Raw genomic sequence first — 25,062 nt, forward strand, 5'->3', positions numbered from 1 at the left:
TTGATAAGATTATTAATCCAGACTTGAATATCCTAATATTTAAAGTAAGAGTTTTATCCTATCTATTGTTTACTATTTAAGAATATGTGTCAGGTTAAAAGCGGTAACCTAAGGTCAATAGTAATTGACTCTTATCGTTCTTAACTTTAGTTCCTGTTGCTATATTATTATATGTAGTTGAGTTGATATTTATATTCTTTACATTTGAGAATGGATAGAAATCACCAGACTGACTACTATATTGATAAGCTAAGTCTATATTAAACTTATCAATCTGGTAACCAACACCTAAGGTAAAACGATTCGTTGCCTTCCAGTCGGTATAATCAGTTGCTGAAGCATAAGATGTTCCTAATGAAGATAGACCTGGGTCTTTCTGTCCATCGCTAAAATACATTGGACTTACATAATTATAACCAGCACGTAATGCGAGGTTTGTTGTTGGCTTATACTCAACACCTAATTTTAAAGTGCTAACAGCTTTTAGAACTTCTCGTGTGTGATTATTCATTTGAGTATCAGCGATAGATGAATCATAATAACTACCAGTCCAATAATCAATGTAACCACCATCATTGATTCTCGTATTGATGCGACTATAATCTTCATACTCATAAGTTGCACCTAAAGCAAGAGAACTTCCGATAGTATGACCTAATGAGAAACCAAACTTCCAAGGAGTCCATATCTTAAAGTCATAAGAGTTGTTTACGTACTTGCTATTATTTGCAGCACCATAGTTTCTATAATCTATAAGACTAGTTGTGTTAGATGTGGTCAAATCATACCATGTTGGAGTCTTTACATACGCACCAATTCTAAATGGTGAAGATTCAATTGGACGTACAATTACACCTGCTGTAACATCAAAACCACTACCAGTGATACTTCTATTATCTGCTACCGAAGCACGCGCACCACTAACTAAATTCTCAGAATATTCACTATATGCGTTATAGTGTACATCCTTTATACCGAAAGTAACACCGAGATATACCCTATCGTTTAGGTTCCCACTAATACTGAAATCGTAGTTACCTATATAACCATTGTGAGCACGATTAAAAGTATAATCATTTCCTCCATCATAGTCATAAGGTTTCGTAGGATTATTAGTTGGAATTAAAGTGTTCCAATAGAGATAATCTATCTGACTAAATGTATAAGCATTGCTTTTCTTATTTAAGTCAGAATATCCAACATTCGCATTTGTCTTAGGATCTCTATCTACATAAAAGCCACCATTGCCTTCACTGCCAACTAATCCCTTAATAAATGATTGCTTATTTTGTGAACTACCATTCAATGAATTTGCTGCATTCAGGATATAATCAAAGTTCTTACCTTTATGATAGTTGAAACCAAAGTTAAGGAAGGACTTTGCTCCAGTGCGAGTTGAATATACTCCACCTATTTGATCAAAGCTAGCATTAGTCTTATTACTATTAGTAAACTCCTTACCATTTGATTGCATGAGTAGACCACCACTAACACTGAGATTACTATGTCTGAACAAACCAAGGCCAGCAGGGTTGGTTCCTATTGTTGATATGTCAGCACCCAATGCTTCCATAGCACCAGCCATACCTACATAGCGAGCTGTTCCATTGAGATCCTCCCCTACTAACTTTGCATTCTCATAAGTTTCCTGAGCATTTGCTGACATTGCAATCATTAATGCTGTCGCAAATAAAAAATATCTATTCTTCATAATGATAAACATTATTTCCTTTAACTTCTAACTACTTAAAATTATCTGTGTCCTCCAAATACAGAACCGCTACCGCCACGTGCGCCACCAAAGCTTGCTCCTCCGCCTTGTGAACCACCGAAGCCACCACCAAAGGAACCTCTACTAGCTCCACCAAAGGAATTATTCTCTGGCATTGAATAAACCTGGCGAGTCTGATTCTGGAAGTCACTTTGACGTTGACCGCCAAATCTATCCTGGTAACTTCTCAGATCATTAGGCTGAGTATTCGTGGTATTTCTGTTCTGACCAGAATAGGTACGAGGATAGTTTGAATATGTGCGATTTCGATTATAGTTATAATCTCCTGCAGTAGTTCCCCAATGGTTAGCCGTACCAGTATGCCCATTGCGATAAGTTACGTAAGCTCCTCTATAGCCATAATATGGATAGCCCCAACCATAACCATAGTATCCTCTCCAAGGATTATACCATCCATAACCAGCATAACCATAATAAGGATAACCGCCGTAATAGCTGTAGTATGGATATCCGCCATAATAACTATAATAAGGATAACCACCATAATAGCCGTAATACCATGGATCGTTCCAAGTGTCATACCAGCCACCATAGAAAGGAGAACCAAAGCCCCAACCTACATATATTGAAGAACGACCAGCAAACCATGGATCATAATATCCGCCCCAATAACCATCGAAGCGACTCATGCGACGACTATAAGCAAAGTCATCATTATTACTATCATATCTACGTGTTAATCCACCGTAAATAGTATCCAAGACAACTGAATCGCCATGCAAAGTTGAGATGCGTGACATAAAAATATCATTACCCAAAGAGTCTACTCCAACTTTCTTATAGCTATATTGTCCCCGACGATTATACTCATCATTTGATTTACCAATACCGCTATAGTAAACTGGGCGATCCTCTTCTACCCTATCCTTTAGATATTTTGTTTGTTCCGCCTTTGAAGGTGTGAAATAAAGGTCATCCTGCGCCATTGATAATAATGGCATGGCTCCAAATAAAACCGAAAGTAATACTACTCGTTTCATATGCCTTTTATTTTTTAATTTGTAACTTGTTTAACACCAATTTATTCTCCAATGCACTTAATATACACTTTCGATAGTGCAAAAATAGAATAACTTTCTCTGCAAATATACAGAATTTCCCTAATCCATGGTAGGTTTTTCCCTAATTTTTATAAATTTGCAATAGAAATTTAACACCATTATGAGATATATACAAGTAGAATTTACTGCAAAGCCTGATAATCAGGATATAAGAGACATTATTGCTGCTCTTACTGGTGAGATCGGTTTTGAATCTTTTTCGGATGAAAATGGGAAATTGATTGGTTATTGTCAAGAAGAACTCTTTCATGCGGAGAGTTTGGAAAACACACTTCAGAACTTTCCGATACCAAATGTCGAAATAACGTTTACTGCTAGTAACGTTGAAGATAGGAATTGGAATGAAGAATGGGAGAAAGCGGGCTTCGATCCGATAATTATTGACAATCAATGTGCTATTGTTTGTGGCAATAAACTAGAGGATGTGAATCATCTGCAAAATATCGAATCGATTCCAACGAAGATAGTTATTGATGCAAAACAAGCCTTTGGAACGGGAACGCATGAGACAACTCAGATGATTGTTTCGCTTCTTTTGAACCAAAATCTAACGGGAAAAAGAGTTTTAGATTGTGGCTGCGGAACAGGAATCCTAGCTATTGTGGCTGCAAAATATGGAGCAAAAGAGGTTGTCGCCTATGATATTGATGAATGGAGCGTTAATAATGCGCAACATAATGCAGAATTAAATGAGGTTGAATTAGATGTTCTGGAAGGCGATAAGCGTGTACTATCTCACATAAGTGGAGTATTCGATTTCGTTTTGGCTAATATCAATCGAAATATAATTCTTGAGGATTTATCAGCTTTTGTGAGTGTGATGACAACTAATTCTAGGATTATTTTAAGCGGATTCTATGAGCAAGACGCTGAAATTATTTTAAAGGAAGCGCAAAACTTAGGTTTAGAAGAGTGCAAACGAATTATGAATCATGACTGGTGCTGCCTATTGCTTGAGAAGATTTAAATATTAAATTACAATCTTATTAATTGCGTTATATAAAAATGGACTAACTTATGTAGGACTTAAAGATATAGATCTTTAAAGTTCAAACAAGAGTTAGTCCATTTCTTTGTATTGATTAATAGTAATCAATATTGATAGTTGAAGTTTAATACTTTATGAAAGCACGAACTTTATATTCATAATTAGGATATTCAGAACCAAAGATTGTTGCAATTCCTTGGAATTCAACTCTTCCTCCACCATTAAAGGCAGTACTTGTCCAGAAGTGCTTAGTATCTTCATCATTTAAGAAAGGCTTACCACCAGCTTCCTTAAATGCACGCTCAAACAGTAGTCCATACATAGAATAAGCCTTGTATAAGCCTTTCAATTCGGCTTTCTCTGTGAATCCAAGGGTTACAACAGTATAAAAGTAATCTAATTCAGATGGCAAGAACCATTTCTTCCCCACTAATGAACCTGTTACACCTACAGATGGGGTGAAGTGAGCAGCAGCATAAAAAGCTGGGAAATCAGGGTTTTCACCTCTCACTTTGTTTCCCTCAACAATGCTACTACTGGTAGAGGCATCCCATGTGTTGTCATAACCACTCTCACCATTTGTGAAAGTGTAATCTAAATAGGGCATCCAATTATCAGCAACAATCTTTGCAGCTGTATGATTATACCCATACTTTGCGGCTTGCCAAACATATTTTGCTCCATTCCCTGCTTCTTCTATAGCAGCCGCAAGACGTTGGTCAGCATCAACAACAACAGCCACAGCATGCTTATTAGGGTTTGCAGCCAATGAGCCTGTTGTTCCGTCACTAAAAAGATAAGTATAAACAGGTTTCATCGGTACTCTTGCTGAGTAAGTTCCATTTGCTGCTACTATATAATCACTAATAGTTAATTTGGGAATATTACCAGCAATGTTCTTCCAATAAACCTGTCCTTCAGTAATATCCATTTGGAAATGATTTACATTTGTGCCTGGCAACACGTAATGCCAAGGTCCGCAAGAAGTAAAACCAGGAAAACCACCATAACCTGATCCTGAGAATTTAGTTTCATTACTTAGCGGAGAGTTATTTTCTTCTGATACAAATGCTGCGGAAGATAATGTGGTATAACTATTGGTAAGAGGGTTAAAGGAAACCTTTGTTGGAATATCAGGTGTGTTAGAAGAGAACGTTGCCTTAAATGGTTTTACAATATGCTTATAAGCCATTATCTTTGTCCTTACTCTTGCGCCAGCATGTTTAGCAACAATCTTTATCATTGCAGTACTTCCATCACCACTTGTTGTGAATGTACTTCGTCCAATACGAGCTGTAGCAGCCTTAGCTAATACTACTTCTAAATTGTCGCCATTAGAAACAACGTCATCATTAAAACATACAAATGTATAAGTCGTATTACGTTTTAAGTCTAATTGGTTACTTGTACCTGCGTCTGGAGTAAAGTTATTTCCAGCTAACACACCACTCAACTCACCAACCTTAGTAGAACCTTGATAAACACGTACTTTATAATGTGTTGGTGTTGTGATTGCTCTTGTAGCAGCTTTCTCGTCTTTTGCTGTATCACTTTCTACATCTGTAGCAACACTACAATCCGAAATTTGTGTAAGCTCTGGAAGATTCTCTAAGTTTGTCTCGTCAACATGAGCACGTGTATGGGTACTAATATCTTCATAATTACTTTCAGTAATCTCAATAGTCACCTTACTTTTACTATTTGTTCCTCCGTTTTCAATCTCTTCAGTATTGTTACAAGCCGAAAACGTAAAGATTGCTACTAACAATCCCCATTTCATATTCTTTCTTATCATCATTTCTTCGTGTCTAATTTGTTCTTAATTTTATTCAAAACCATATTCATTATTATCAATATCCCTATTATTATCCCAGTCAGATTCTTCTGAATTTGCGGAATCTAGTTCTGTGGGCTTACTCCCACATATCATACTCACATACTCGCACATAATCACTTTTAACTCTGGAGTCATGTACTCTTTTTTTCGTTTCATACAATAAATTTTATTATTTAGTTTACGTAACACTTCTATCTATCTATCCTTAAAGGAATAAGATAATGAAGATATATTTTTTTATATTTGGTAGTTCTGTTAGTTCTCTCTTTAATTTGCGTGCAAAGTTATTTAAAAATTATTATTTACCCCCCCATTTTGTTAAACTACATTAAATATTCTAATTTTGTTAATTAGAAATTAGCAAAAATAGAGTATAATGATAAAATTTTTGATAGTTAAGAAATATTGGATTGATATTTCAAACTTGAATGCTATTATAGTATATCAACAAAATAGTATACTTGTTACAGCATAAAAATACGTAAGTTAAATATTAATCAATAAAGTATTCTTTGTAATAAAATATTGCCATTTTAGTGGCTTATAATTACGTTATTCTGAAATGGGGGCTTATTTTTCTCAAATATCGTATTTATGAAAGTGAAATTTTAGTTTCGTTTTAAATATTTGAATTATAGGTAATTATAAAATTCAATAGAAGTTCCTCTCGAATTGATAGGAGGTTTTAATTTAAAAGAACTATCGTTTTAGGTGAAAAGTACTATCGTTTTGGACAAAAAGTACTATCGTTTTAGGTAAAATGGAGGTAGGTTTTTACTAAAATGGAGGTTGGTTTTTATCAAAACGGAGGTCGGTTTTGAAGAAAACGGAGGTACATTTTGCTAAAAACGTATATACGATTTGGAAAAAAGCAAGATTACAAGTCATTTTTGCGTATAATATTTACGCAAAGAGTCTATATTGAGGGAAATAAATGTAAATATATTTCTTATAAAATAATACGATAGTTCTATGTTGATTATGGTATTAACATACGCTGAAGACTATAGAAACTTCCATTATATATATCTAAGTCTACATAGCCTTTAATGCCCGGTAATTTGCCCGCATCAGTATGTTGCCAGAATTTCCACGCACCTTGATAGCCCATTTGATCTACGTAATAATGTGCAATCCAATAAGGATATTCGTCGAAGCGAGAATCGGATAGGTATTGATCTTTAAACTTATAATAGGTATAGATAATTGGTTTTACATGATATTTCTGTTCTACAATACGCAACCATGTAAGGATATTTTGTTGAAACTCCTTAGTGCTGATATTGTTTGGTTTTGATTCTACATCTAAAACAGGGGGGAGGTCGCCCGATTCTAACTTTACCATTGCCAGGAAGAAATAAGCTTGTCGGTTGGGCGATGAGTTATTGCTCCAAAAATGGTACACACCTCGGATGAATCCCGATTCTTTCGCATTATAGAAATTATCCCTGAAAGTTGCGTCTAAGTGGCTATCTCCTTCTGTAGACTTAATGAAGACAAATCGAATTGGTGACCGCTCAATCATCGCATTTCTTAGTCGATTCCAATTGATTGTACCTTGATATCGGCTTACGTCAATACCATGGATTGTGTAACCTGTAGGATAATTTGGGTCGCCATATATACCGCGCCATCTGAAACCTGTGGGGGCTACGAATAAGAGATAGAATGAAATACTATAAATACAAGCTAAACATAGTGCACCCAATACTTTCGCCCAACGTGGAATGATAATCCAAAGATGAAATAAATGTTGAGGTAGCTTTGAGAATTGCATTATGCCTGAAGGTAAAATGAGGTTTCGCTAGATTATAAAAGTAGGTGTGCCAAATATTTAACCTTATTAGTTTTTATTTGACACACCTTTCTTATTATGGGTATGCTTACTTAGTTTGCTCTAAGACAAGAGTCTTAGTTGTTTGATCGCAAACTGAAGAAGGTCCCCAATACTGGATAGGACCTGGGTAAACGTAGCATGTTTCCTTAGCCCACTTATCACGCTGTGCAGCGAAAGTCTTGAATGGAGTTCCATCAAGTTCTACAAGAGCTTTACGGATAACTGGTTTCATTTCACCATTACGCTTCTCCATGTTCATCATCATCGTGATAGGCACACCTCCAGCCTTCCATTGGTCTGTACCAGCAGTCGTATTCTTAACGATAGCCATGTAGCCAGTTTTGCCATTAGCGATTAGTTGAGCAGCTGAAGAACCTAGTGCATAACAGTAGTCAGCGTCGAAGTTAGAAGGAGCAGCGCAACGACCTTCGTAACCGAAGAAGTGGTGCTGTGCAGCAAATTTACCTTCATATTTGCCTTCTTTCTTCCATTGATCAAGCTTAGCAGCAACCATCTCTGAGATAAGTTTCTCGGTCTCGATGAGAGAAACCTGTACGTTTCCATGTGGATCACGATCGAGAGAAAGCTGGCGAGCAACGCCTTCAGGAAGAGTTTCGAATGTAGCTTTGTTTTCAGCAGATAGGTGTTCGAGGATATACTTACGCTGTGCATCCTTGTCAAGGTTCATATAATCAGCACCATGAGCAGCCAACAAATCATTCAATTCCTGAATAAGACGACCGATAGCTGGGATAAATTCGATGAGACCTTCTGGGATTAAAACAACACCGAAGTTATTGCCTTGTGCTGCACGATATGCAACAACGCCTGCAATGTACTCAACGATGTCATTCAAAGTCTGATCCTTTGCCTGGATTTCCTCAGAGATAAGACAGATATTTGGCTGTGTCTGTAATGCGCACTCAAGTGCAATGTGAGAAGCAGAACGCCCCATCAACTTAACAAAGTGCCAGTATTTACGAGCAGAGTTGCAATCACGCTCGATGTTACCGATAAGCTCAGAGTAAGTTTTAGTAGCTGTATCGAAACCGAAAGAGGTTTCAATCTGATCATTCTTTAAGTCGCCGTCAATTGTCTTTGGGCAACCAATAACCTGTACGCCATATTGTTTTGCTGCATAATATTCAGCCAAAACACAAGCGTTTGTGTTAGAATCGTCACCACCGATGATAACAACAGCCTTGATGTCTAGTTTCTTAATGATCTCAAGTCCCTTCTCAAACTGATCTTCCTTCTCAAGTTTAGTTCTTCCTGAACCAATCATATCGAAACCACCAGTGTTGCGATAAGCCTGAAGGTTCTCAGCTGTAATCTCAATATAATTGTGATCAACAAGACCACCAGGTCCCATAAGGAAACCATAGAGGCGGTTGTCTGGATTCAACTTCTTAACTTCATCAAATAAGCCAGAGATAACGTTGTGACCACCAGGTGCCTGACCACCTGATAAGATTACACCAACATTCATCTTTGCATTATTAGCAGAGTCAGCTGGTTCGAATTCTACGAGAGGCATTCCGTATGTATTAGGAAACAACTTCTTGATGTCCTCCTGATTATCAACACTCTGTGTAGGAGCACCTTCTTTTACCTTTACTGCACCCTGAAGAGCTTTTGGTAACTTTGGTTGGTAACCTGCTCTTTCCTTCTGCAATGCGCTAATTTCCATCGTGTAAATAAAATGATTTAAATGTATGAATTATTAATAATTTATCTATGATGCAAAATTACTTTTTTTATCTGATAAATAAAAAGAAATGGCATTAATTTATTCTTTTAACTCTATTTTATTAGGAGATATATTTGTATTTCTAATTATTTTATCTATCTTTGAGCATTTAAAAGTTAAATAATAGATTATTTAGGATTAATATGAGCAACAAAAGAGATCTTAAGCGCACCATTAATTATATTTGTGGTGACTTGTTTGTAGAGGGTATTGCAGCTTCTCTCTATGGTGAGAGTCGTGAGTCAGACAATATAGAGGCTCTCCTCACTTCTATTTTGTCTATGCACAATAATTATATTAGACGCGTCTCACATGTTGAGCCTGGTATGCCTGCTAAGGTATATTTTAAAGACCTCAAAGATAAATTCAGTAAGGAAGTCAATGAAGTTATTGACCAACTTAATAACCTTGCGTAGTAATGTTGCAATCTCTTTCAAAGTGGCTTTTATATAAACGTATGGGGTGGAAGAAAGATGTTCGTTTCACTTTACCCAATAAAGCTATTATCTGTCTTGCGCCTCATACAAGTAATTGGGATTTTATTATAGGGCAGTTGTATGCACGAGCAGAAGGGCTTCATAGCAATTTCTTGATGAAAAAGGAATGGTTTATTTGGCCTTTAGGTTGGATGTTTCGTAAACTTGGAGGAATACCTGTTTGGCGTGATAAGCACACGAGTATGACAGATCGATTAGCAGAATATGCTATGAGGGCTGACTCTTTCCAACTTTGTGTTACTCCAGAGGGAACTAGAAGTTTAAATGCAGAATGGAAGAAAGGCTTTTATTATATAGCAATGAAAGCAAAATTGCCAATCTTCCTCTATGGTGTCGATTTTGAACAGAAAATGATAGTATGCTCTAAAGTGATAACTCCGACAGGAGATATAGAGAAAGAATTGAGAGAGATAAAATTATATTTCAAAGATTTTAAAGGTAGACATCCAGAGCTATTCACAATTGGAGAGATAAATAATGAAGATTAAATGGTTGTGTACAGCGTTTATTGCTGTATCTACTCTAAATTTACATGCACAAACGGGCAAAATAACATGGGATAAGACCGATTATCAGGGGAAGCCATGGGTAAAGAATGTGTCTCGTCCAAATGAGATTTCTGAAGGATTGCAGAATAGACACCTTTCCATATGGGCATCTCACGGGAGATATTACGATTCAAAGAAAGGTACATGGAAATGGCAACGTCCAATTCTGTTTGGTACAACGGAAGATCTATATACTCAAACAATAGTACTCCCCTATCTCATTCCAATACTAGAGAATGCTGGTGCAATAGTCTTTACTCCTCGTGAAAGAGATTGGCAAAAGAATGAAGTAATTGTTGATAATGATAGTAAGTATAACGGCTATAAAGAAGAAAGTCTGAAAAAGAAGTGGGAGAATACATCTGTACCAGGCTTTGCACAGCATTATGGTAGTTATAGCGATGGTGAGAATCCCTTCATAGCAGGTACTGCCCGCCAAGTAAAATCCCGTAAGCGTAAAAGTAAATTAAGTTCAGTCGTTTATCAACCGACAATTCCTGAGTCTGGACGTTATGCTGTATATGTAAGCTATCAAACACAGAAGAAGAGTGTCGATGATGCAGAATATATTGTATTTCATAAAGGGCAGGAAACACATTTCCATGTTAATCAAAGAATGGGCGGAGGAACATGGGTATATCTTGGTACTTTCGAATTTGATAAAGGAAATAGTATAAATAACTCTGTAGTACTCACCAATCGTAGTGCTCACAAGGGGATTGTCACTGCTGATGCTGTTCGCTTTGGTGGTGGTATGGGCAATATTGTTCGTGGAACTTCTGTTAGTGGATTACCACGTTTCCTAGAAGGTGCTCGATATTATACTCAATGGGCTGGTGCTCCAAGGAATGTTGTAAGTACAAGTAATGGTTCTAATGATTATAATGACGACATTAATTCTCGTTCACTAATGACAAATTGGCTAGCTGGTGGATCTTCTTATCTTCCTCATGTGAAAGATGGTAAGATGGTTCCTATAGAACTTTCTTTAGCTGTACATAGTGATGCGGGGATAAAGTCAGATGGCAGTCTTGTTGGAACATTAGGAATATGTACTACACAACAAGGTAATAGTACATTGGGCGATGGTCTTTCTCGTCAAGCATCTAAGACATTGGCTCAACAGCTTGTTGTAAATGCAAAGAAAGATATAGAAAAGAGCCTTAATATCTCTTGGCAAACACGTTCTGTATGGGATCGTAATTATAGTGAAACTAGATTACCAGCTGTTCCTTCTGCAATATTAGAGACTTTATCACATCAAAACTTCCCTGATATCAAGTTGGGACAAGATCCTAATTTTAAGTTTACACTAGCACGTTCTATATATAAGACTATTCTGAAGTATGAAGCAGATATGCATCATACAAGATATGTGGTTCAACCACTTGCTCCTAATAGCTTTAAAATAGAATATATTTCTGCCAAGAAGATACGTTTGCAGTGGAAAGCTACATCGGATGTAAGTGAGCCAACAGCTATACCTACTTCATATAATGTCTATACATCTATCGGAAACAGTGGATTTGATAATGGTGTGAATGTGCGTGATTCTTATTACGACATAGAATTAGAACCAGGGATGGTCTATAATTTTAAGATTACAGCTTGTAATCGTGGTGGAGAAAGTTTCCCAACAGAGACATTATCTGCTTTCCAACGTAACGGTGCTAAACAGACCATTTTAATTATCAATGGTTTTCATCGTCTTTCTTCTCCAGCTGTTATCAATAACAACTTAGAGCAAGGATTTGATATAGAAGCCGACCCTGGGTTGAGCTACATTAATAATGCAGGCTGGAGTGGTAGGCAGAGCAACTTCGATGTTTCTATGATGGGAAAAGAAGGTGTAAATGCTCTTGGTTATGGTGGCGAAGAACTTGTTGGTAAAGTTATAGCAGGTAATAATTTTAGTTATACACGTGAACATGCGGAAGCTTTATCACATGCTGGTAATTATAATATTGTTAGTTGTAGTAGTAAAGCCGTAGAAAATGGCGAGATTGATCTTTCCAAATATACCCTTGTTGATTTAGTACTTGGAAATGAGAAGGATGATGGGCATAGTCTCATTTATTATAAGAGTTTTAAACCATCTCTTCGTCAAAAACTTTCGACGTATCTCCAGAAGCATGGTAAGTTGCTTGTTAGTGGTTCCTATCTTGCTTCAGATATGCAAGGTGCAGAAGAACAACTTTGGTTGAAGAACTATCTTAAAGTTACTTATGATGGTTCTAATGCCGATAATTACAATTCTACAGTTAGTGGAATGGGAACGTCATTTGATATCTATCGCACAATAAATGAGCAGCATTATGGTGCTTATACACCTGATAATATTTCACCAACAGATAATGCTTTCTGTGCTCTTACTTATGCAGATGGGCATGGTGCAGCTGTAGCATACAAAGGTAATGATTATAGCGTGTTTACCACATCTTTCCCTCTTGAATGTATAAAGAGTTCATCTATACGTAACAACATAATGAAAGGAATCATCACTTACTTGATGAGTAAATAATAATCTTAAAAGTTAAAGCTATGTACAAAATTCAAGCAAATGCCACAGGCACGAGAAGTATCGAAATTAGTGATAAACATCTAAAGACTATTCAGAAGTATGCCCTTCTCACTGGTCTTGTAGATTCTAATGGAATTGTTGATGAAAACATTCTTGATAAGTTAAAGTTTAATATACGTGGTCTATTAGAGTCTGAACCTGGAAAGGATAAAGAACTTTTGGATTTATGTTTAGATGTTATTTACAACCAAAATATGAAAGCTATTGGACTTAACAATCTCATTAAGCTTTACAAGACCTGGGTAGCAGAACATCAGGTTGAGGTGAATCTTGGAGAAGAGACAATAGAAGAATAAACTAAAGAAGTAATCGTTTGAGTTCACAAAAGAAAAAACAAGAATCTGCTAAGCAGAATAGAAAGAACACAACTTCTACTCCACAAAGAAGAGAGCAAAAAGTAACTGCTTCCAAAGAGCAAACAAAAAGTTATAGTCGGTTTCAACTAACCGACTTTTTGCCGACAACAAAGAAAGAAGTTGAATTGAGAGGATGGGATCAGTTGGATATCATCCTATTTTCAGGTGATGCCTATATTGATCATCCTGCTTTCGGGGTTGCTGTTATAGGTCGTACATTAGAAGCTGCTGGTTATAAAGTCGCAATTGTACCACAACCTGATTGGCATGGTGACCTTAGAGACTTTAAGAAACTCGGTCGTCCTCGTCTCTACTTTGGTATTGCACCAGGAGCCATGGACTCAATGGTAAATAAGTACACTGCCAATCGTCGCTTACGTTCGGAAGATGCTTATTCTCCTGATGGTCGTCACGACTTACGTCCAGAGTATCCTAGTATTGTTTATGCTAATATTCTAAAACAACTTTATCCTGATGTTCCTGTAGTGTTGGGAGGTATCGAAGCCTCTTTACGCCGCTTGACTCATTATGACTATTGGAAAGATTGCTTGCGCAAGTGTATTCTTTGTGATGCACATGCTGACATGATTATCTATGGAATGGGGGAAAAGCAAGTCGTTGAGATTGCAAAGGAACTAGAAACAGGGATTAGCATAAAGGATCTTAAGAATATCCCTCAAACAGTCTATCTATGTAAAGAAGAAGAAATACCTGGTGGAATTAATGAGGATGATATAGTTCTCCATTCACATGAAGCGTGTCTTCATAATAAAAAGTTTCAAGCAGAGAACTTTAAGTACATAGAAGAGGAGTCCAACAAGAAGCATGCTCAACGTATCCTACAAGCAGTAGATAATCTTTATGCTGTTGTAAACCCTCCCTACCCTACTATGACAACAGCAGAGGTTGATGCTGCATACGATTTGCCATACACTCGAGAACCTCATCCCAAGTATCGTGGTAAAACAATCCCTGCCTACGAAATGATTAAACATAGTGTTAACATTCATCGTGGTTGCTTCGGTGGTTGTGCTTTCTGTACAATCTCCGCTCACCAAGGTAAGTTTGTTAGTTGTCGTTCCAAGGAAAGTATTCTGAAAGAGGTAAAACAAGTTATAGAGATGCCTGATTTCAAAGGCTACCTATCCGATCTTGGTGGTCCTTCGGCTAATATGTATGGTATGGCTGGTAAGAATCAAAAGGCATGTGAACATTGTAAACGTCCAAGCTGTGTAAATCCAGAGATTTGTCCTAACCTCAATACTGATCATTCAAGACTGCTCGATATTTATCATTCTGTTGATGAACTTTCTGGAATAAAGAAGAGTTTCATTGGCTCCGGTGTTCGATACGATTTACTATTGCACAAGAGTAAAGATGAGAAGAGTAATGAAGCAGCAAGACAATACACACATGAACTGATTACACGTCATGTCAGTGGACGATTAAAGGTTGCTCCGGAACACACTTCTGATCGTGTTCTAAAGTTAATGCGAAAGCCTTCCTTCCAACAGTTCTATATCTTTAAGAGAATATTCGATAGAATTAATCGTGAAGAAGGTTTACGACAACAGATTATTCCTTATTTCATCTCTTCACATCCTGGATGTCAGGAAGAAGATATGGCAGAATTAGCAGTACTTACAAAGGACTTAGACTTTCATTTGGAGCAAATACAGGACTTCACTCCAACTCCAATGACAGTATCAACAGAGGCATGGTACACAGGCTATGATCCATATACTTTAGAGCCAATCTTCTCTGCAAAGACCCCAAAGGAGAAACTAGCCCAACGACAGTTCTTCTTTTGGTACAAGCCAGAGGCACGTCGTGATATAGAAAGGGAATTACAACGAATTGGACGTAGTGATCTTATAGGGAAACTTTACGACAATATGCCTAAGCGACATCCTCGCACGGTTTATGATCCAAAGGCAATTGGAAGTTCCCCAGAAGTGGATCAACATCAAAGTAGTAGTCGCCCACGAAAACAAAAACGAGGGCAACAGTTTACAAGTCGTAATAGTTCTTCTACACAAAGTAGCAATAAACCCAAGAGTTATAATCCAAACTTTAGAAGCAATAGACGACATAAGCAAAGGTAAGACTTAACAATATTTAAAGAGGTGAAGATTAGTATCTCCACCTTTTTTATTACTTTTGCATATAATTTTATAAAAAGGAAATGACGTTTACAATAAATAGACGTAAGATCCTTTTCTAAGGGAAAGTAACATCGAACATATAGTGAAGCTATAAATAAGAAAATAAAAACAAATTATGAGTAAGCAAACAGAAAAGATCAAGGCTCTCGTAGAGAAGCGTGAGTTGGCTCGCTTAGGCGGTGGTCAGAAAGCCATTGATAAGCAGCATGAGCGCGGCAAGTACACAGCACGTGAGCGCATTGAAATGCTGGTTGATAAAGGTAGTTTTGAGGAGTATGATATGTTCAAACTCCATCGTTGCCACAACTTCGGTATGGAGAAGAAACAATATCTAGGTGATGGTGTTGTTGCTGGTTCAGCAACAATTGATGGTCGCCTCGTTTATCTCTATGCCCAAGACTTTACTGTAAATGGTGGTTCTCTTTCAGAAACCATGGCACAGAAGATCTGTAAGGTAATGGACATGGCTATGACTAACGGCGCACCTGTTATCTGTATGAACGACTCTGGTGGTGCACGTATCCAAGAGGGTATCTCTGCATTGGCAGGTTATGGCGAGATATTTGAGCGCAACATTCTTGCTTCAGGTGTGATTCCACAGATCTCTAGCATTCTTGGTCCTTGTGCAGGTGGTGCTGTTTACTCTCCAGCCTTAACTGACTTCATCATCATGAAGGAACAAACAAGTTATATGTTCCTTACTGGTCCTAAGGTTGTTAAGACTGTTACAGGTGAGGACATTGATGCAGAACATCTTGGAGGTGCCAGCGTTCATGCGTCTAAGAGTGGTGTAACTAGTTTCACGGCTAAGACAGAAGAAGAGGCAATGGACTTGATTAAGAAGTTGCTTTCTTATATTCCTTCTAACAATCGTGAGGAAGCTCCACGCGTAGAGTGTACCGACCCTATTGATCGTAAGGAAGACCTCTTGAATGAGATTATCCCAGACGATCCAAACCAAGCATACGATATGTATAAGGTAATCCAGGCTGTAACCGATAACGGAGAGTTCTTCGAGGTACAACCTAAGTTTGCTAAGAATATCATTACAGGTTTCGCTCGTTTCAATGGTCAGAGTGTTGGTATCGTTGCTAACCAGCCATCAGCATACGCAGGTGTATTGGATACGAACGCTAGCCGTAAGGGTGCTCGTTTCGTTCGTTTCTGTGACGCTTTCAATATTCCAATCGTTTCACTCGTTGATGTACCGGGCTTCCTCCCAGGTACAGGTCAGGAGTACAATGCCGTTATTCTTCATGGTGCTCAGTTGCTCTACGCTTACGGCGAAGCTACAGTACCAAAGATTACAATCACATTGCGTAAGAGCTATGGTGGTTCTCACATCGTAATGGGTTGCAAGCAGCTTCGTTCAGATCTTAACTTCGCATGGCCAAGCTCAGAGATTGCTGTAATGGGTGCTTCTGGTGCAGTTGCAGTACTCTGTGGCAAAGAGGCTAAGCAAGTTAAAGAGCAAGGTGGTGATGTAAAGCAGTTCCTCGCAGAGAAAGAAGAGGAATACTCAGAGAAGTTTGCTAATCCATATCAAGCAGCTCAATTTGGTTATATCGATGATGTTATCGAACCACGCAACACTCGTTTCCGCATCTGCCGCGGCTTAGCACAACTTGCTCACAAGAAGCAGGATCTCCCAGCTAAGAAGCATGGTTGTATGCCAATGTAATTGCAGGAGGCTAGAATATGGATAAGAACGTATATGCTGTAATAGCGATGGCACTCTACGAGTTTGCCGGAAACAATGTTCACGACATCGAACCAAGCATTATAACCATTAAGCCAAAGCAAACAATGTGGGATGCTAAGTTCGAAATAATGACAAAGAAACCATAATAGAAAGTCAAATGAAAGAATTTAAATATACAATCGACGGCAAAGAGTATAAAGTCGAGATTGGTGAGATTAGCGCAGAGAATGTTGCTGAAGTTACTGTAAATGGTGACAAATACAGTGTTCAGATGGATAAGCCAACTGAGCCAGAGAAGAAGAAGGTTGAGCTCGGCAAACCTGCTGCAACTGAAGCTAACGAAGACGCTGCACCAGCAGCTGCAATCAACGCATCTGCTGCTATCAAGGCTCCACTACCTGGTACGATCACTTCTGTTGAAGTAACTGTAGGACAGGAAGTAAAGGCTGGCGACACCGTTGTTGTTCTTGAGGCTATGAAGATGCAAAATAGCATTGAGGCTGAAAAGGATGGTAAGGTAACCGCTATTGCTGTTAAAGTTGGTCAAGCTGTACTTGAGGATGACCCATTGGTTGTTATTGAGTAAGACAATATTGTTCTCTATATACATGTAATTAGTGTATATAAATAAGGTAAGCCCCGGAAGTCGATTTACATCACTTTCGGGGATTACTATATAATAAGGTGGCACTTTAATGTTTAGCCCCATCTAATGTATAGAAAAATACGGATTCCACATTAGGAACAACTCCATCAGACACACGCTCTTGTATGATGAGAACCTTTAAGTTAAACGACAAATGTACTTTAAGTTAGCGGTTGATTGTACTTTAAGTTAGAGTCCAATCGTACTTTAACTTAAACATCTTTTCTGATTTATACTTAGCGAACTACTTTCTACTCGTTTGTATAGTGAATTATACAAACGTGTATAATCAGTTATACAAACGTGTATAATATCGTACTCTAACTTAAAATGCTTTCGTACTCTAAGTGAGAGATTAATCTTACCTCAAGTAGGATGTTAACAAAACATTGACTTAAACATAGAAAGCTGTTTAAGTCAATGTGTTCGAATAAGTTAACGGGTGAAGAATTAAGTTCATTATTAGTAGTGTATCAAGCCCTACTAATAAGAATTATTGGACTTTAATCTTAAGTCTTTTGCTTACTATTAAAGAGTGTTCCCCTCTTTTGGGAATATAACAGAAGGCTTAAACTTCTTAGCCTCCTCAAAATCCATCATTGCATAAGAGATGATAATTACGGTATCACCTACAACGGCTTTACGGGCGGCAGCACCATTGAGACAAACGCAACCGCTTCCACGCTCCCCCTTTATAATATAAGTCTCAAGACGTTCACCATTGTTATTGTTGACAATTTGCACTTTCTCGCCAGCTATCATATTAGCTGCATCCATGAGGTCTTCATCAATGGTTATACTTCCCATATAGTGAAGGTTTGCCTCTGTGATTGTTGCACAATGTATCTTACTCTTTAATACTTCTATTTGCATTTCTTTTCTATCCTCTATATTTAATATGGTCAATCAATCTTATTGGAGTTTTACCGCAATAGACGGTTATACATCCAACGATATTTGTTGATTCGTTCCAGTCAGTAACATCTAGAAGTGTGTTACCATCTACGATTGCGAAGTACTCAACTTCTAGTCCAGATATAGCATTGATGTCAGCTATAACCTTATCATGAGTTTCCTTTACACTATGCCTTTGAGAGAACTCTATACTTTCCTTCAAGGCTCTGTAAATGTTAGGAGCAATAGCACGCTCGTCATTCGTAAGCAATGTGTTACGAGAACTCTTTGCTAATCCGTCTTTGTCACGAATGATAGGACATTCAACTATTTCTATATCCTTCTGTAAACCAAGATATTCTACGAGACGTTTAATAACAGCAATCTGCTGCCAATCTTTCTCACCAAAGTACGCACGGTTAGGGCGTGTGATATAAAACAATCTACTAACCACCTGACAAACACCATTAAAATGTCCTGGTCGCTTAGCTCCCTCCATAACAGTTGATTGTGGTGGGAAGTTGAACTGTCGAGTATCAGGTTGTGGATATATTTCATCAGCAGATGGAGCAAAGACATAGTTGGCACCACATTGTTCGAGAAGTTTACAATCAGCCTCCAGTGTACGTGGATAACGCTCCAAGTCTCCCTTATCGTTGAATTGTGTTGGATTTAAGAAGACAGAGACAATCGTTACATCATTCTCTTCCACACTACGCTTAACGAGTGAAGCATGTCCTTCGTGTAAAGCCCCCATTGTCGGAACTAATCCGATAGTCTTGTTATCTTTTCGCAAAGAGAAAAGCTCATTTTGGACATCAACAATCTTTTTAAAAACTTTCATTAGTCACTATAATTTAAACGCTGCAAAGTAACAACAAAATTATTAAAAAGACGAGAAATAACATGAAATAATGAGAATAAGTAATACATTTCCACCCTTTCTAATTGAAAACAAGCTGAATCTCAGTTTTTATTCGTACCTTTGTAAGCAATATTAAATTTCTAACATAAAGAATGGGAAAGAAAGTATTATTTGTTAATCAAGAAATCATACCATACGTACCTGAGACTGAAATGTCTCATTATGGTTCTGAGATGCCACACCTTATGCAAGAAGCAGGATATGAAATTCGTACTTTCATGCCTAAGTGGGGAAGTGTTAATGAGCGTCGGGGACAGTTACATGAAGTGATACGTCTCTCGGGGATGAACTTGATTATAGACGATACAGACCATCCATTGATTATCAAGGTGGCAAGTATCCCGCAGACTCGCATTCAAGTCTACTTTATAGATAATGAAGACTATTTTCAGAAGCGTTCTGCGATGACAAAGGATGAATTAGGCAATGATTATCCAGATAATGGTGAACGTGCAATCTTCTTTGCAAGAGGAGTTCTAGAAACAGTAAAGAAGCTCCGTTGGGCACCAGACATTATTCATTGTCAAGGTTGGATGGCATCTGTTATACCATTCTATGTTAAGACGGCTTACCGTGATGAGCCTCAATTTGCTAACTCAAAAGTAGTCACATCTCTTTTCTCGGAACAACCACAGGATAGTCTTGGGGTCAATTTCAAGAAGAGTTTAGAGTTCCGTGAAGCAAAGGCTGAGAGCCTAAAGAAGTATGGGGATAACTTTGACTTTATGGAACTTGGTAAGTTGGCAATCGACTACTCTGATGGTGTTATTAGCACTAGTGAGGGCGTTAATGCAGCACTAATTGATTATGCAAAGAATAACGAAAAACAACTTCTTGAGCATATAGCTAATGATACGGAACTAAAGGGTAAGTATTCAGACTTTTATAACAACTTGATTTAATGAAAAGAAACTTTATTGTAGCATGTTTACTGGCAGCCTGTTTCGGCATGGTATCATGTGACGATACGACTAATACAATTGGAGGTTCATTAATAGACAACATTGATAAACTCTCCGTGAAAGCTGATACTTTCAATGTAACATCGAAAACGGTATTGGCTGATAGAGTTATTGGGCGTACATCAACTGGATACTTGGGGCGAATGGAAGATCCTGAAACTAGAACAATGGTTACAGGTAACTTCATGGCACAATTTCATGTATTAAATGATTACCAATTACCAAAGGCAGACTCTATCATGAGTCGTGATGCTAATGGAATCATAGCTGACTCATGTGATATACGTTTGTACTATTCTTCTTACTATGGTGATTCTCTTAGTCAGATGAAGCTCACTGCGTATGAACTACAAAAGCCAATAGAGGAAGGACAGGTATATTACTCTGACTTTGATCCAGAGGCACAAGGTTATATACGTACAAATGGAATTGCAGTACGACGTTCTTACACCTTATTAGATTATACAGAAGAGGATAGTATTCGTAATACAAAGGGGTATAAACGTAATATTATCATCAGACTCAATAAACCTTATACGGATAAGAATGGGCAGACATACAATAACTATGGAACTTACTTGATGCGCAAGTATCAACAAGACCCTGCTGCTTTCCGTAATCCATATAAGTTCTTACATGATATTTGTCCTGGATTCTACTTTAAAATAGATGGCGGCTCTGGTTCTATGGCACATATTCTCACAGCCCAACTTAATATCTATTTCAAGCATAAAGAGAAAGGAAAGGTAAATGAAACTTCAACGAATCTTATAGGTACGGAAGAAGTGCTACAGATGACTAACTTTGCTAATGATAACACCCGCTTACAGCAGTTGGCTGCAGAGACAGGTTATACATACCTAAAGTCTCCTGCTGGATTGTTCACGGAACTTTCACTACCAATGTCTGACATTTTGTCGGCTCACAGCAATGACTCTATAAATTCAGCGAAGATTGTTCTGCTACGCCAAAATAATACGTCAAAAAGTAATTATCAATTTGGCATACCAAAGAACATTGTGATGGTTCCTTCAGATAGTGTTCAATCGTTCTTTGCTAACAATCGCCTTCCTGATAGTAAGACGTCGTTCTTGGCAACATACAATTCAAAGGAAAATGCTTATACCTTTAATAATATAGCAGGGATAGTAAACTTGTTTGCACACCATCAGAATGGAAGTGCTAATTGGGGTAAAGTAACCTTGGTTCCGGTTGAAGTTCAGACTGTACAGCAAGGTACGGGTGAAAGTGCAGTAACTAAAATTATAAAGGTCTCTCATGACATGGGGTTGTCAAGTACAAAGTTGCTAGGTAACACCACAGGAGCAAATAACATAAAGATTTCAGTTATATATAGCAAGTTCAATGGCAGATAACTTCTTAGAACGTCATCGAGAGGATTACGAACGTCGTAAGGCTGCTTGGCTTAAGAAAAAGAAATTGGGATTAATACATAAGAAAAGTTCAGAAAAGCCAACGATGACGCAAGATAAACGTTAAATATTAATAGTATCGGATATATCATTTACAGGTATATCCGATTATTGTTTGTTTTGGCATAGCATTTGTTTATGATACATCACTATTATAGGGCTTTATTGTCCTTAAATAAGTGAGTTAATTAATAAGAAAGGTTTAAGGATATGATGAATCAATTTTCCCCGAAAGTCTCGGAAATTCTTTCATTCAGTAGAGAGGAAGCTAAGCGATTGACAAGTAAGTCAGTTGCTCCAGAACATATCATGTTAGCTATCCTGCGAGAGAAGTCAGGGCCTGTTTGGGATCTATTCAACCGCTGGGAGGTTGATACCGACTACCTAAAGAAAGAAATAGAAAATAAGATAAAGGAGGAGAACGTTGGAGCGGGTGAAGCTGTCTCTGACTTACTATTGAATGAACAAGCTAATAATGTATTGAAGCTGTCAGTTCTAGAAGCACGTTTACAGCACGCACAGACTGTGGACATAATTCATCTCTTTCTAGCGATTCTTCACGACTCGTCTAACAATGCTGCAAAGACATTATTGGAAGAGAGAGGACTTAGTTATAACAATGTAACCGCAATGTTAAAACCACATGCAAACCCAACAAGGAATGGCATTGGTATGGCAGAAGAAGAAGAGTTGGATGATGAGGAAATGTCACCTTCATCGAGTGCAAAGAATACTAAAACAACGCAAACAACTCGCACGAAGTCGAAAACTCCTGTACTTGATAGTTTCGGTACAGACTTAACTCAAGCTGCCTTAGAAGGTAAACTTGATCCGGTCGTTGGTCGTGAGCGTGAAATTATGCGTGTTAGTGAGATACTTGGTCGCAGGAAGAAGAACAATCCAATTCTTATTGGCGAACCAGGAGTTGGTAAGAGTGCCATTGTTGAAGGCTTAGCCCAACTCATCGTTAAGCGTCTCACCTCTCCTATCCTCTTTGATAAACGTGTGATGACACTCGATCTAACCGCAGTTGTCGCTGGTACTAAGTATAGAGGACAATTTGAGGAACGTATACGCGCTTTGATTAAAGAGATTGAGCAGAACCCAGACATTATAGTCTTCATTGATGAGATCCATACCCTAATCGGAGCTGGTTCCTCACCCGGTTCAATGGATGCCGCCAACATATTAAAGCCAGCCTTGGCTAGGGGTACCATCCAATGTATTGGTGCTACAACCATGGACGAGTATCGCAATTCTATAGAAAAGGACGGAGCCTTAGAGCGTCGTTTCCAGAAAGTTCAAGTTGAACCAACAACTATAGAAGAGACCTTACAAATCCTTGAGAATATAAAGGATCGTTATGAAGCTCACCATCACGTGAAATATACAACAGAGGCTTTAAAGGCGTGTGTAAAGTATGCCGATCGTTATATAAGTGACCGCTTCTTTCCCGATAAGGCTATTGATATTATTGACGAAGCCGGTTCGCGCACTCATCTTCAGCATGTGAAGGTTCCGCAAGTTATCCTTGACATACAAGGACAGATAGAGGAAGCACTGCAAAAGAAGCAAGATGCAGTGAAGAACCAGAACTTTGAATTAGCTGCAGGGTTCCGAGATAAGCAGACCGAACTAGAACAAAGGTTAAAGGACGAGCAAGAGAAATGGCAGAAAGGAGACACCACTGATAAGGTCGAGATATCAGAGGATACTATAGCTGATGTCGTCTCCCTAATGACAGGTGTACCCGTACAGCGAATGCAAGAAGCAGAAGGCATACGATTACGGAACATGGGTAGTGATTTAAAGAAATTGGTCATTGCTCAAGATACAGCTATTGACAAGATGGTTAAGGCGATTCAACGTAATCGTGTTGGACTGAAAGACCCTAACCACCCTATTGGTGCTTTCATGTTCTTAGGTCCGACTGGTGTTGGTAAAACTTATCTTGCTAAACGCTTAGCCGAATTGATGTTTGGTTCTTCTGATGCACTTATTCGCATTGATATGAGTGAATATACAGAGAGCTTCAACACCTCACGCCTTGTTGGTGCACCTCCAGGATACGTTGGGTATGAAGAAGGAGGACAACTAACCGAAAAGGTTCGCCGTCATCCCTACTCTATTGTCTTGTTGGACGAGATTGAGAAAGCACATGGAAATGTATATAACATGCTCCTGCAAGTTCTTGATGAAGGAAGATTGACCGATGGTAATGGTAGACTAATAGACTTCCGTAATACTGTCATCATTATGACTTCAAATGCAGGTACACGCCAACTAAAGGAATTTGGTCAAGGCGTAGGCTTTAGGGCTGTCAATCTTAATGGGCTTTCACATAGCGAGAGCGATAAGGAAAGAGCTAGAAGCATTATCCAAAAGAGCTTGAGTAAGCAGTTTGCCCCAGAGTTCTTAAATCGTTTAGATGAGATAATCACATTCGATCAACTTGATTTGAATGCTATTCTCAAGATTATCGACATAGAACTTAAAGGTCTGTTCAAGCGTGTTAAGGCGTTAGGCTATGACATGGAGATAAGTGATGAAGCCAAGACGTTTGTAGCAACAAAGGGCTATGATGTTCAATTCGGTGCTCGACCATTGAAACGTGCTATCCAGAATTACATTGAAGATGGATTAAGCGAGTTAATCCTTTCTAATGAGATAAAGTCTGGTGATGTTATCTGCGTTTCTAAGGAGAAAGAAAGTGACAAGCTCAACTTTGTTACAAAACCATCCACGCCTAACACGGACAAGGAAGCAGAAGATTAAATGGAATAGAAGTTTTTAGACTTTAGATAACAATGAACCTCAAAAGTTAGACATCTAGCTTTTGAGGTTTTTCGTTGATTTATATTTAACGTTGGGAACGATGACTAATATGTAAGGAACTATATTCCGTCTGTTATTATAGAAGGAAATAATCGGAACATAAAGGAGGATTTTCGTTTAATTGAAAGTATGAGTATAGGTTAACTTAAAGTACAAGTATAGGTTAACTTATAGTACGATTGTAGGTTAACTTAAAGTGCGAGTGTAGGTTAACTTAAAGTACGAGTATAGGTTAACTCAAAATCTTATCGTA

21 protein-coding genes are annotated in these 25,062 nt (G+C 38.1%); 13 read left to right on the plus strand and 8 right to left on the minus strand.

Annotation, left to right across the window (positions count from 1 at the left end; translation table 11 throughout):
• Window positions 1–94: 94 nt before the first annotated feature.
• Window positions 95–1,711, minus strand: coding sequence for an OmpP1/FadL family transporter (locus tag O3603_RS05765; protein WP_371521418.1), 1,617 nt, complete (start codon window positions 1,709–1,711; stop codon window positions 95–97).
• A gap of 41 nt (window positions 1,712–1,752) precedes the next feature.
• Window positions 1,753–2,772, minus strand: a complete 1,020-nt coding sequence (locus tag O3603_RS05770) for a hypothetical protein (protein WP_371521420.1) — start codon at window positions 2,770–2,772, stop codon at window positions 1,753–1,755.
• Window positions 2,773–2,953: 181 nt separating this feature from the next.
• On the opposite strand from O3603_RS05770, the gene prmA reads away from it, so the two are divergent.
• Window positions 2,954–3,820 carry a 50S ribosomal protein L11 methyltransferase gene (gene prmA, locus O3603_RS05775; RefSeq protein ID WP_371521422.1) on the plus strand — a complete coding sequence of 289 codons (867 nt, stop codon included), beginning with the start codon at window positions 2,954–2,956 and terminating at the stop codon, window positions 3,818–3,820.
• A 145-nt stretch (window positions 3,821–3,965) separates the two neighbouring features.
• Here the strand turns inward: prmA and O3603_RS05780 are convergent, their stop codons facing one another.
• The 4 genes from O3603_RS05780 to O3603_RS05795 all read right to left on the minus strand — a co-directional run bounded on the left by O3603_RS05780 (window position 3,966) and on the right by O3603_RS05795 (window position 9,205).
• Window positions 3,966–5,639 carry a hypothetical protein gene (locus tag O3603_RS05780; protein ID WP_371521424.1) on the minus strand — a complete coding sequence of 558 codons (1,674 nt, stop codon included), beginning with the start codon at window positions 5,637–5,639 and terminating at the stop codon, window positions 3,966–3,968.
• 27 nt (window positions 5,640–5,666) lie between these two features.
• Entirely contained in the window at window positions 5,667–5,834 is a 168-nt protein-coding gene (locus tag O3603_RS05785) for a hypothetical protein (protein WP_155716510.1), read from the minus strand.
• An 823-nt stretch (window positions 5,835–6,657) separates the two neighbouring features.
• Entirely contained in the window at window positions 6,658–7,455 is a 798-nt protein-coding gene (locus tag O3603_RS05790; RefSeq protein ID WP_155716511.1) for a glycoside hydrolase family 25 protein, read from the minus strand.
• A 106-nt stretch (window positions 7,456–7,561) separates the two neighbouring features.
• Window positions 7,562–9,205 (minus strand): diphosphate--fructose-6-phosphate 1-phosphotransferase, encoded by a 1,644-nt coding sequence (locus tag O3603_RS05795; protein WP_004383638.1) that lies wholly within the window; start codon window positions 9,203–9,205, stop codon window positions 7,562–7,564.
• Window positions 9,206–9,408: 203 nt separating this feature from the next.
• On the opposite strand from O3603_RS05795, the gene O3603_RS05800 reads away from it, so the two are divergent.
• The 8 genes from O3603_RS05800 to O3603_RS05835 all read left to right on the plus strand — a co-directional run bounded on the left by O3603_RS05800 (window position 9,409) and on the right by O3603_RS05835 (window position 17,700).
• Complete coding sequence (locus O3603_RS05800; protein ID WP_004383637.1) at window positions 9,409–9,681, plus strand: hypothetical protein; 273 nt, start codon at window positions 9,409–9,411, stop codon at window positions 9,679–9,681.
• A 2-nt stretch (window positions 9,682–9,683) separates the two neighbouring features.
• On the plus strand, window positions 9,684–10,250 hold the full coding sequence (locus tag O3603_RS05805; protein ID WP_315440748.1) for a 1-acyl-sn-glycerol-3-phosphate acyltransferase: 567 nt from the start codon (window positions 9,684–9,686) through the stop codon (window positions 10,248–10,250).
• On the plus strand, window positions 10,240–12,831 hold the full coding sequence (locus O3603_RS05810; protein ID WP_371521427.1) for a fibronectin type III domain-containing protein: 2,592 nt from the start codon (window positions 10,240–10,242) through the stop codon (window positions 12,829–12,831). The genes O3603_RS05805 and O3603_RS05810 overlap by 11 nt, the downstream gene beginning before the upstream one ends.
• A gap of 20 nt (window positions 12,832–12,851) precedes the next feature.
• On the plus strand, window positions 12,852–13,187 hold the full coding sequence (locus O3603_RS05815) for a hypothetical protein (protein ID WP_371521429.1): 336 nt from the start codon (window positions 12,852–12,854) through the stop codon (window positions 13,185–13,187).
• Window positions 13,188–13,204: 17 nt separating this feature from the next.
• Window positions 13,205–15,352 carry a YgiQ family radical SAM protein gene (locus tag O3603_RS05820; RefSeq protein WP_371521431.1) on the plus strand — a complete coding sequence of 716 codons (2,148 nt, stop codon included), beginning with the start codon at window positions 13,205–13,207 and terminating at the stop codon, window positions 15,350–15,352.
• Between the two features lie 175 nt (window positions 15,353–15,527).
• Window positions 15,528–17,093 carry an acyl-CoA carboxylase subunit beta gene (locus O3603_RS05825; protein WP_371521433.1) on the plus strand — a complete coding sequence of 522 codons (1,566 nt, stop codon included), beginning with the start codon at window positions 15,528–15,530 and terminating at the stop codon, window positions 17,091–17,093.
• 17 nt (window positions 17,094–17,110) lie between these two features.
• Window positions 17,111–17,260: a hypothetical protein gene (locus tag O3603_RS05830; RefSeq protein WP_009434108.1), complete on the plus strand. Its 150-nt coding sequence runs from the start codon at window positions 17,111–17,113 to the stop codon at window positions 17,258–17,260.
• Between the two features lie 11 nt (window positions 17,261–17,271).
• The gene (locus tag O3603_RS05835) at window positions 17,272–17,700 is read left to right on the plus strand and encodes a biotin/lipoyl-containing protein (protein ID WP_004383626.1); all 429 of its coding nucleotides are present in this window, start codon (window positions 17,272–17,274) and stop codon (window positions 17,698–17,700) included.
• A 588-nt stretch (window positions 17,701–18,288) separates the two neighbouring features.
• Here the strand turns inward: O3603_RS05835 and panD are convergent.
• Window positions 18,289–18,633, minus strand: coding sequence for an aspartate 1-decarboxylase (panD, locus tag O3603_RS05840; protein WP_288953224.1), 345 nt, complete (start codon window positions 18,631–18,633; stop codon window positions 18,289–18,291).
• 7 nt (window positions 18,634–18,640) lie between these two features.
• Complete coding sequence (gene panC, locus O3603_RS05845) at window positions 18,641–19,498, minus strand: pantoate--beta-alanine ligase (protein ID WP_371521435.1); 858 nt, start codon at window positions 19,496–19,498, stop codon at window positions 18,641–18,643.
• 173 nt (window positions 19,499–19,671) lie between these two features.
• On the opposite strand from panC, the gene O3603_RS05850 reads away from it, so the two are divergent.
• The 4 genes from O3603_RS05850 (at window position 19,672) to O3603_RS05865 (ending at window position 24,749) form a co-directional block, all read left to right on the plus strand.
• On the plus strand, window positions 19,672–20,481 hold the full coding sequence (locus O3603_RS05850) for a glycogen/starch synthase (RefSeq protein WP_009434181.1): 810 nt from the start codon (window positions 19,672–19,674) through the stop codon (window positions 20,479–20,481).
• Window positions 20,481–21,917 carry a DUF4270 domain-containing protein gene (locus O3603_RS05855; RefSeq protein WP_371521437.1) on the plus strand — a complete coding sequence of 479 codons (1,437 nt, stop codon included), beginning with the start codon at window positions 20,481–20,483 and terminating at the stop codon, window positions 21,915–21,917. Before O3603_RS05850 ends, O3603_RS05855 begins: the two co-directional genes overlap by 1 nt.
• Window positions 21,907–22,041: a hypothetical protein gene (locus O3603_RS05860; protein ID WP_036894625.1), complete on the plus strand. Its 135-nt coding sequence runs from the start codon at window positions 21,907–21,909 to the stop codon at window positions 22,039–22,041. Before O3603_RS05855 ends, O3603_RS05860 begins: the two co-directional genes overlap by 11 nt.
• A 143-nt stretch (window positions 22,042–22,184) precedes the next feature.
• Window positions 22,185–24,749 (plus strand): ATP-dependent Clp protease ATP-binding subunit, encoded by a 2,565-nt coding sequence (locus tag O3603_RS05865; RefSeq protein WP_371521439.1) that lies wholly within the window; start codon window positions 22,185–22,187, stop codon window positions 24,747–24,749.
• Window positions 24,750–25,062: the final 313 nt, after the last annotated feature.

Source organism: Prevotella sp. 20925_1_30 (assembly GCF_041433025.1).
GTDB lineage: Bacteria > Bacteroidota > Bacteroidia > Bacteroidales > Bacteroidaceae > Prevotella > Prevotella vespertina.

Bases quoted from the DNA above. Each gene is read 5' to 3' on its own strand.
- O3603_RS05765 (WP_371521418.1), bottom strand. From the start codon at position 1,711: ATGAAGAATAGATATTTTTTATTTGCGACAGCATTAATGATTGCAATG.
- O3603_RS05770 (WP_371521420.1), bottom strand. From the start codon at position 2,772: ATGAAACGAGTAGTATTACTTTCGGTTTTATTTGGAGCCATGCCATTA.
- prmA (WP_371521422.1), top strand. From the start codon at position 2,954: ATGAGATATATACAAGTAGAATTTACTGCAAAGCCTGATAATCAGGAT.
- O3603_RS05780 (WP_371521424.1), bottom strand. From the start codon at position 5,639: ATGATGATAAGAAAGAATATGAAATGGGGATTGTTAGTAGCAATCTTT.
- O3603_RS05785 (WP_155716510.1), bottom strand. From the start codon at position 5,834: ATGAAACGAAAAAAAGAGTACATGACTCCAGAGTTAAAAGTGATTATG.
- O3603_RS05790 (WP_155716511.1), bottom strand. From the start codon at position 7,455: ATGCAATTCTCAAAGCTACCTCAACATTTATTTCATCTTTGGATTATC.
- O3603_RS05795 (WP_004383638.1), bottom strand. From the start codon at position 9,205: ATGGAAATTAGCGCATTGCAGAAGGAAAGAGCAGGTTACCAACCAAAG.
- O3603_RS05800 (WP_004383637.1), top strand. From the start codon at position 9,409: ATGAGCAACAAAAGAGATCTTAAGCGCACCATTAATTATATTTGTGGT.
- O3603_RS05805 (WP_315440748.1), top strand. From the start codon at position 9,684: ATGTTGCAATCTCTTTCAAAGTGGCTTTTATATAAACGTATGGGGTGG.
- O3603_RS05810 (WP_371521427.1), top strand. From the start codon at position 10,240: ATGAAGATTAAATGGTTGTGTACAGCGTTTATTGCTGTATCTACTCTA.
- O3603_RS05815 (WP_371521429.1), top strand. From the start codon at position 12,852: ATGTACAAAATTCAAGCAAATGCCACAGGCACGAGAAGTATCGAAATT.
- O3603_RS05825 (WP_371521433.1), top strand. From the start codon at position 15,528: ATGAGTAAGCAAACAGAAAAGATCAAGGCTCTCGTAGAGAAGCGTGAG.
- O3603_RS05830 (WP_009434108.1), top strand. From the start codon at position 17,111: ATGGATAAGAACGTATATGCTGTAATAGCGATGGCACTCTACGAGTTT.
- O3603_RS05835 (WP_004383626.1), top strand. From the start codon at position 17,272: ATGAAAGAATTTAAATATACAATCGACGGCAAAGAGTATAAAGTCGAG.
- panD (WP_288953224.1), bottom strand. From the start codon at position 18,633: ATGCAAATAGAAGTATTAAAGAGTAAGATACATTGTGCAACAATCACA.
- panC (WP_371521435.1), bottom strand. From the start codon at position 19,498: ATGAAAGTTTTTAAAAAGATTGTTGATGTCCAAAATGAGCTTTTCTCT.
- O3603_RS05850 (WP_009434181.1), top strand. From the start codon at position 19,672: ATGGGAAAGAAAGTATTATTTGTTAATCAAGAAATCATACCATACGTA.
- O3603_RS05855 (WP_371521437.1), top strand. From the start codon at position 20,481: ATGAAAAGAAACTTTATTGTAGCATGTTTACTGGCAGCCTGTTTCGGC.
- O3603_RS05860 (WP_036894625.1), top strand. From the start codon at position 21,907: ATGGCAGATAACTTCTTAGAACGTCATCGAGAGGATTACGAACGTCGT.
- O3603_RS05865 (WP_371521439.1), top strand. From the start codon at position 22,185: ATGATGAATCAATTTTCCCCGAAAGTCTCGGAAATTCTTTCATTCAGT.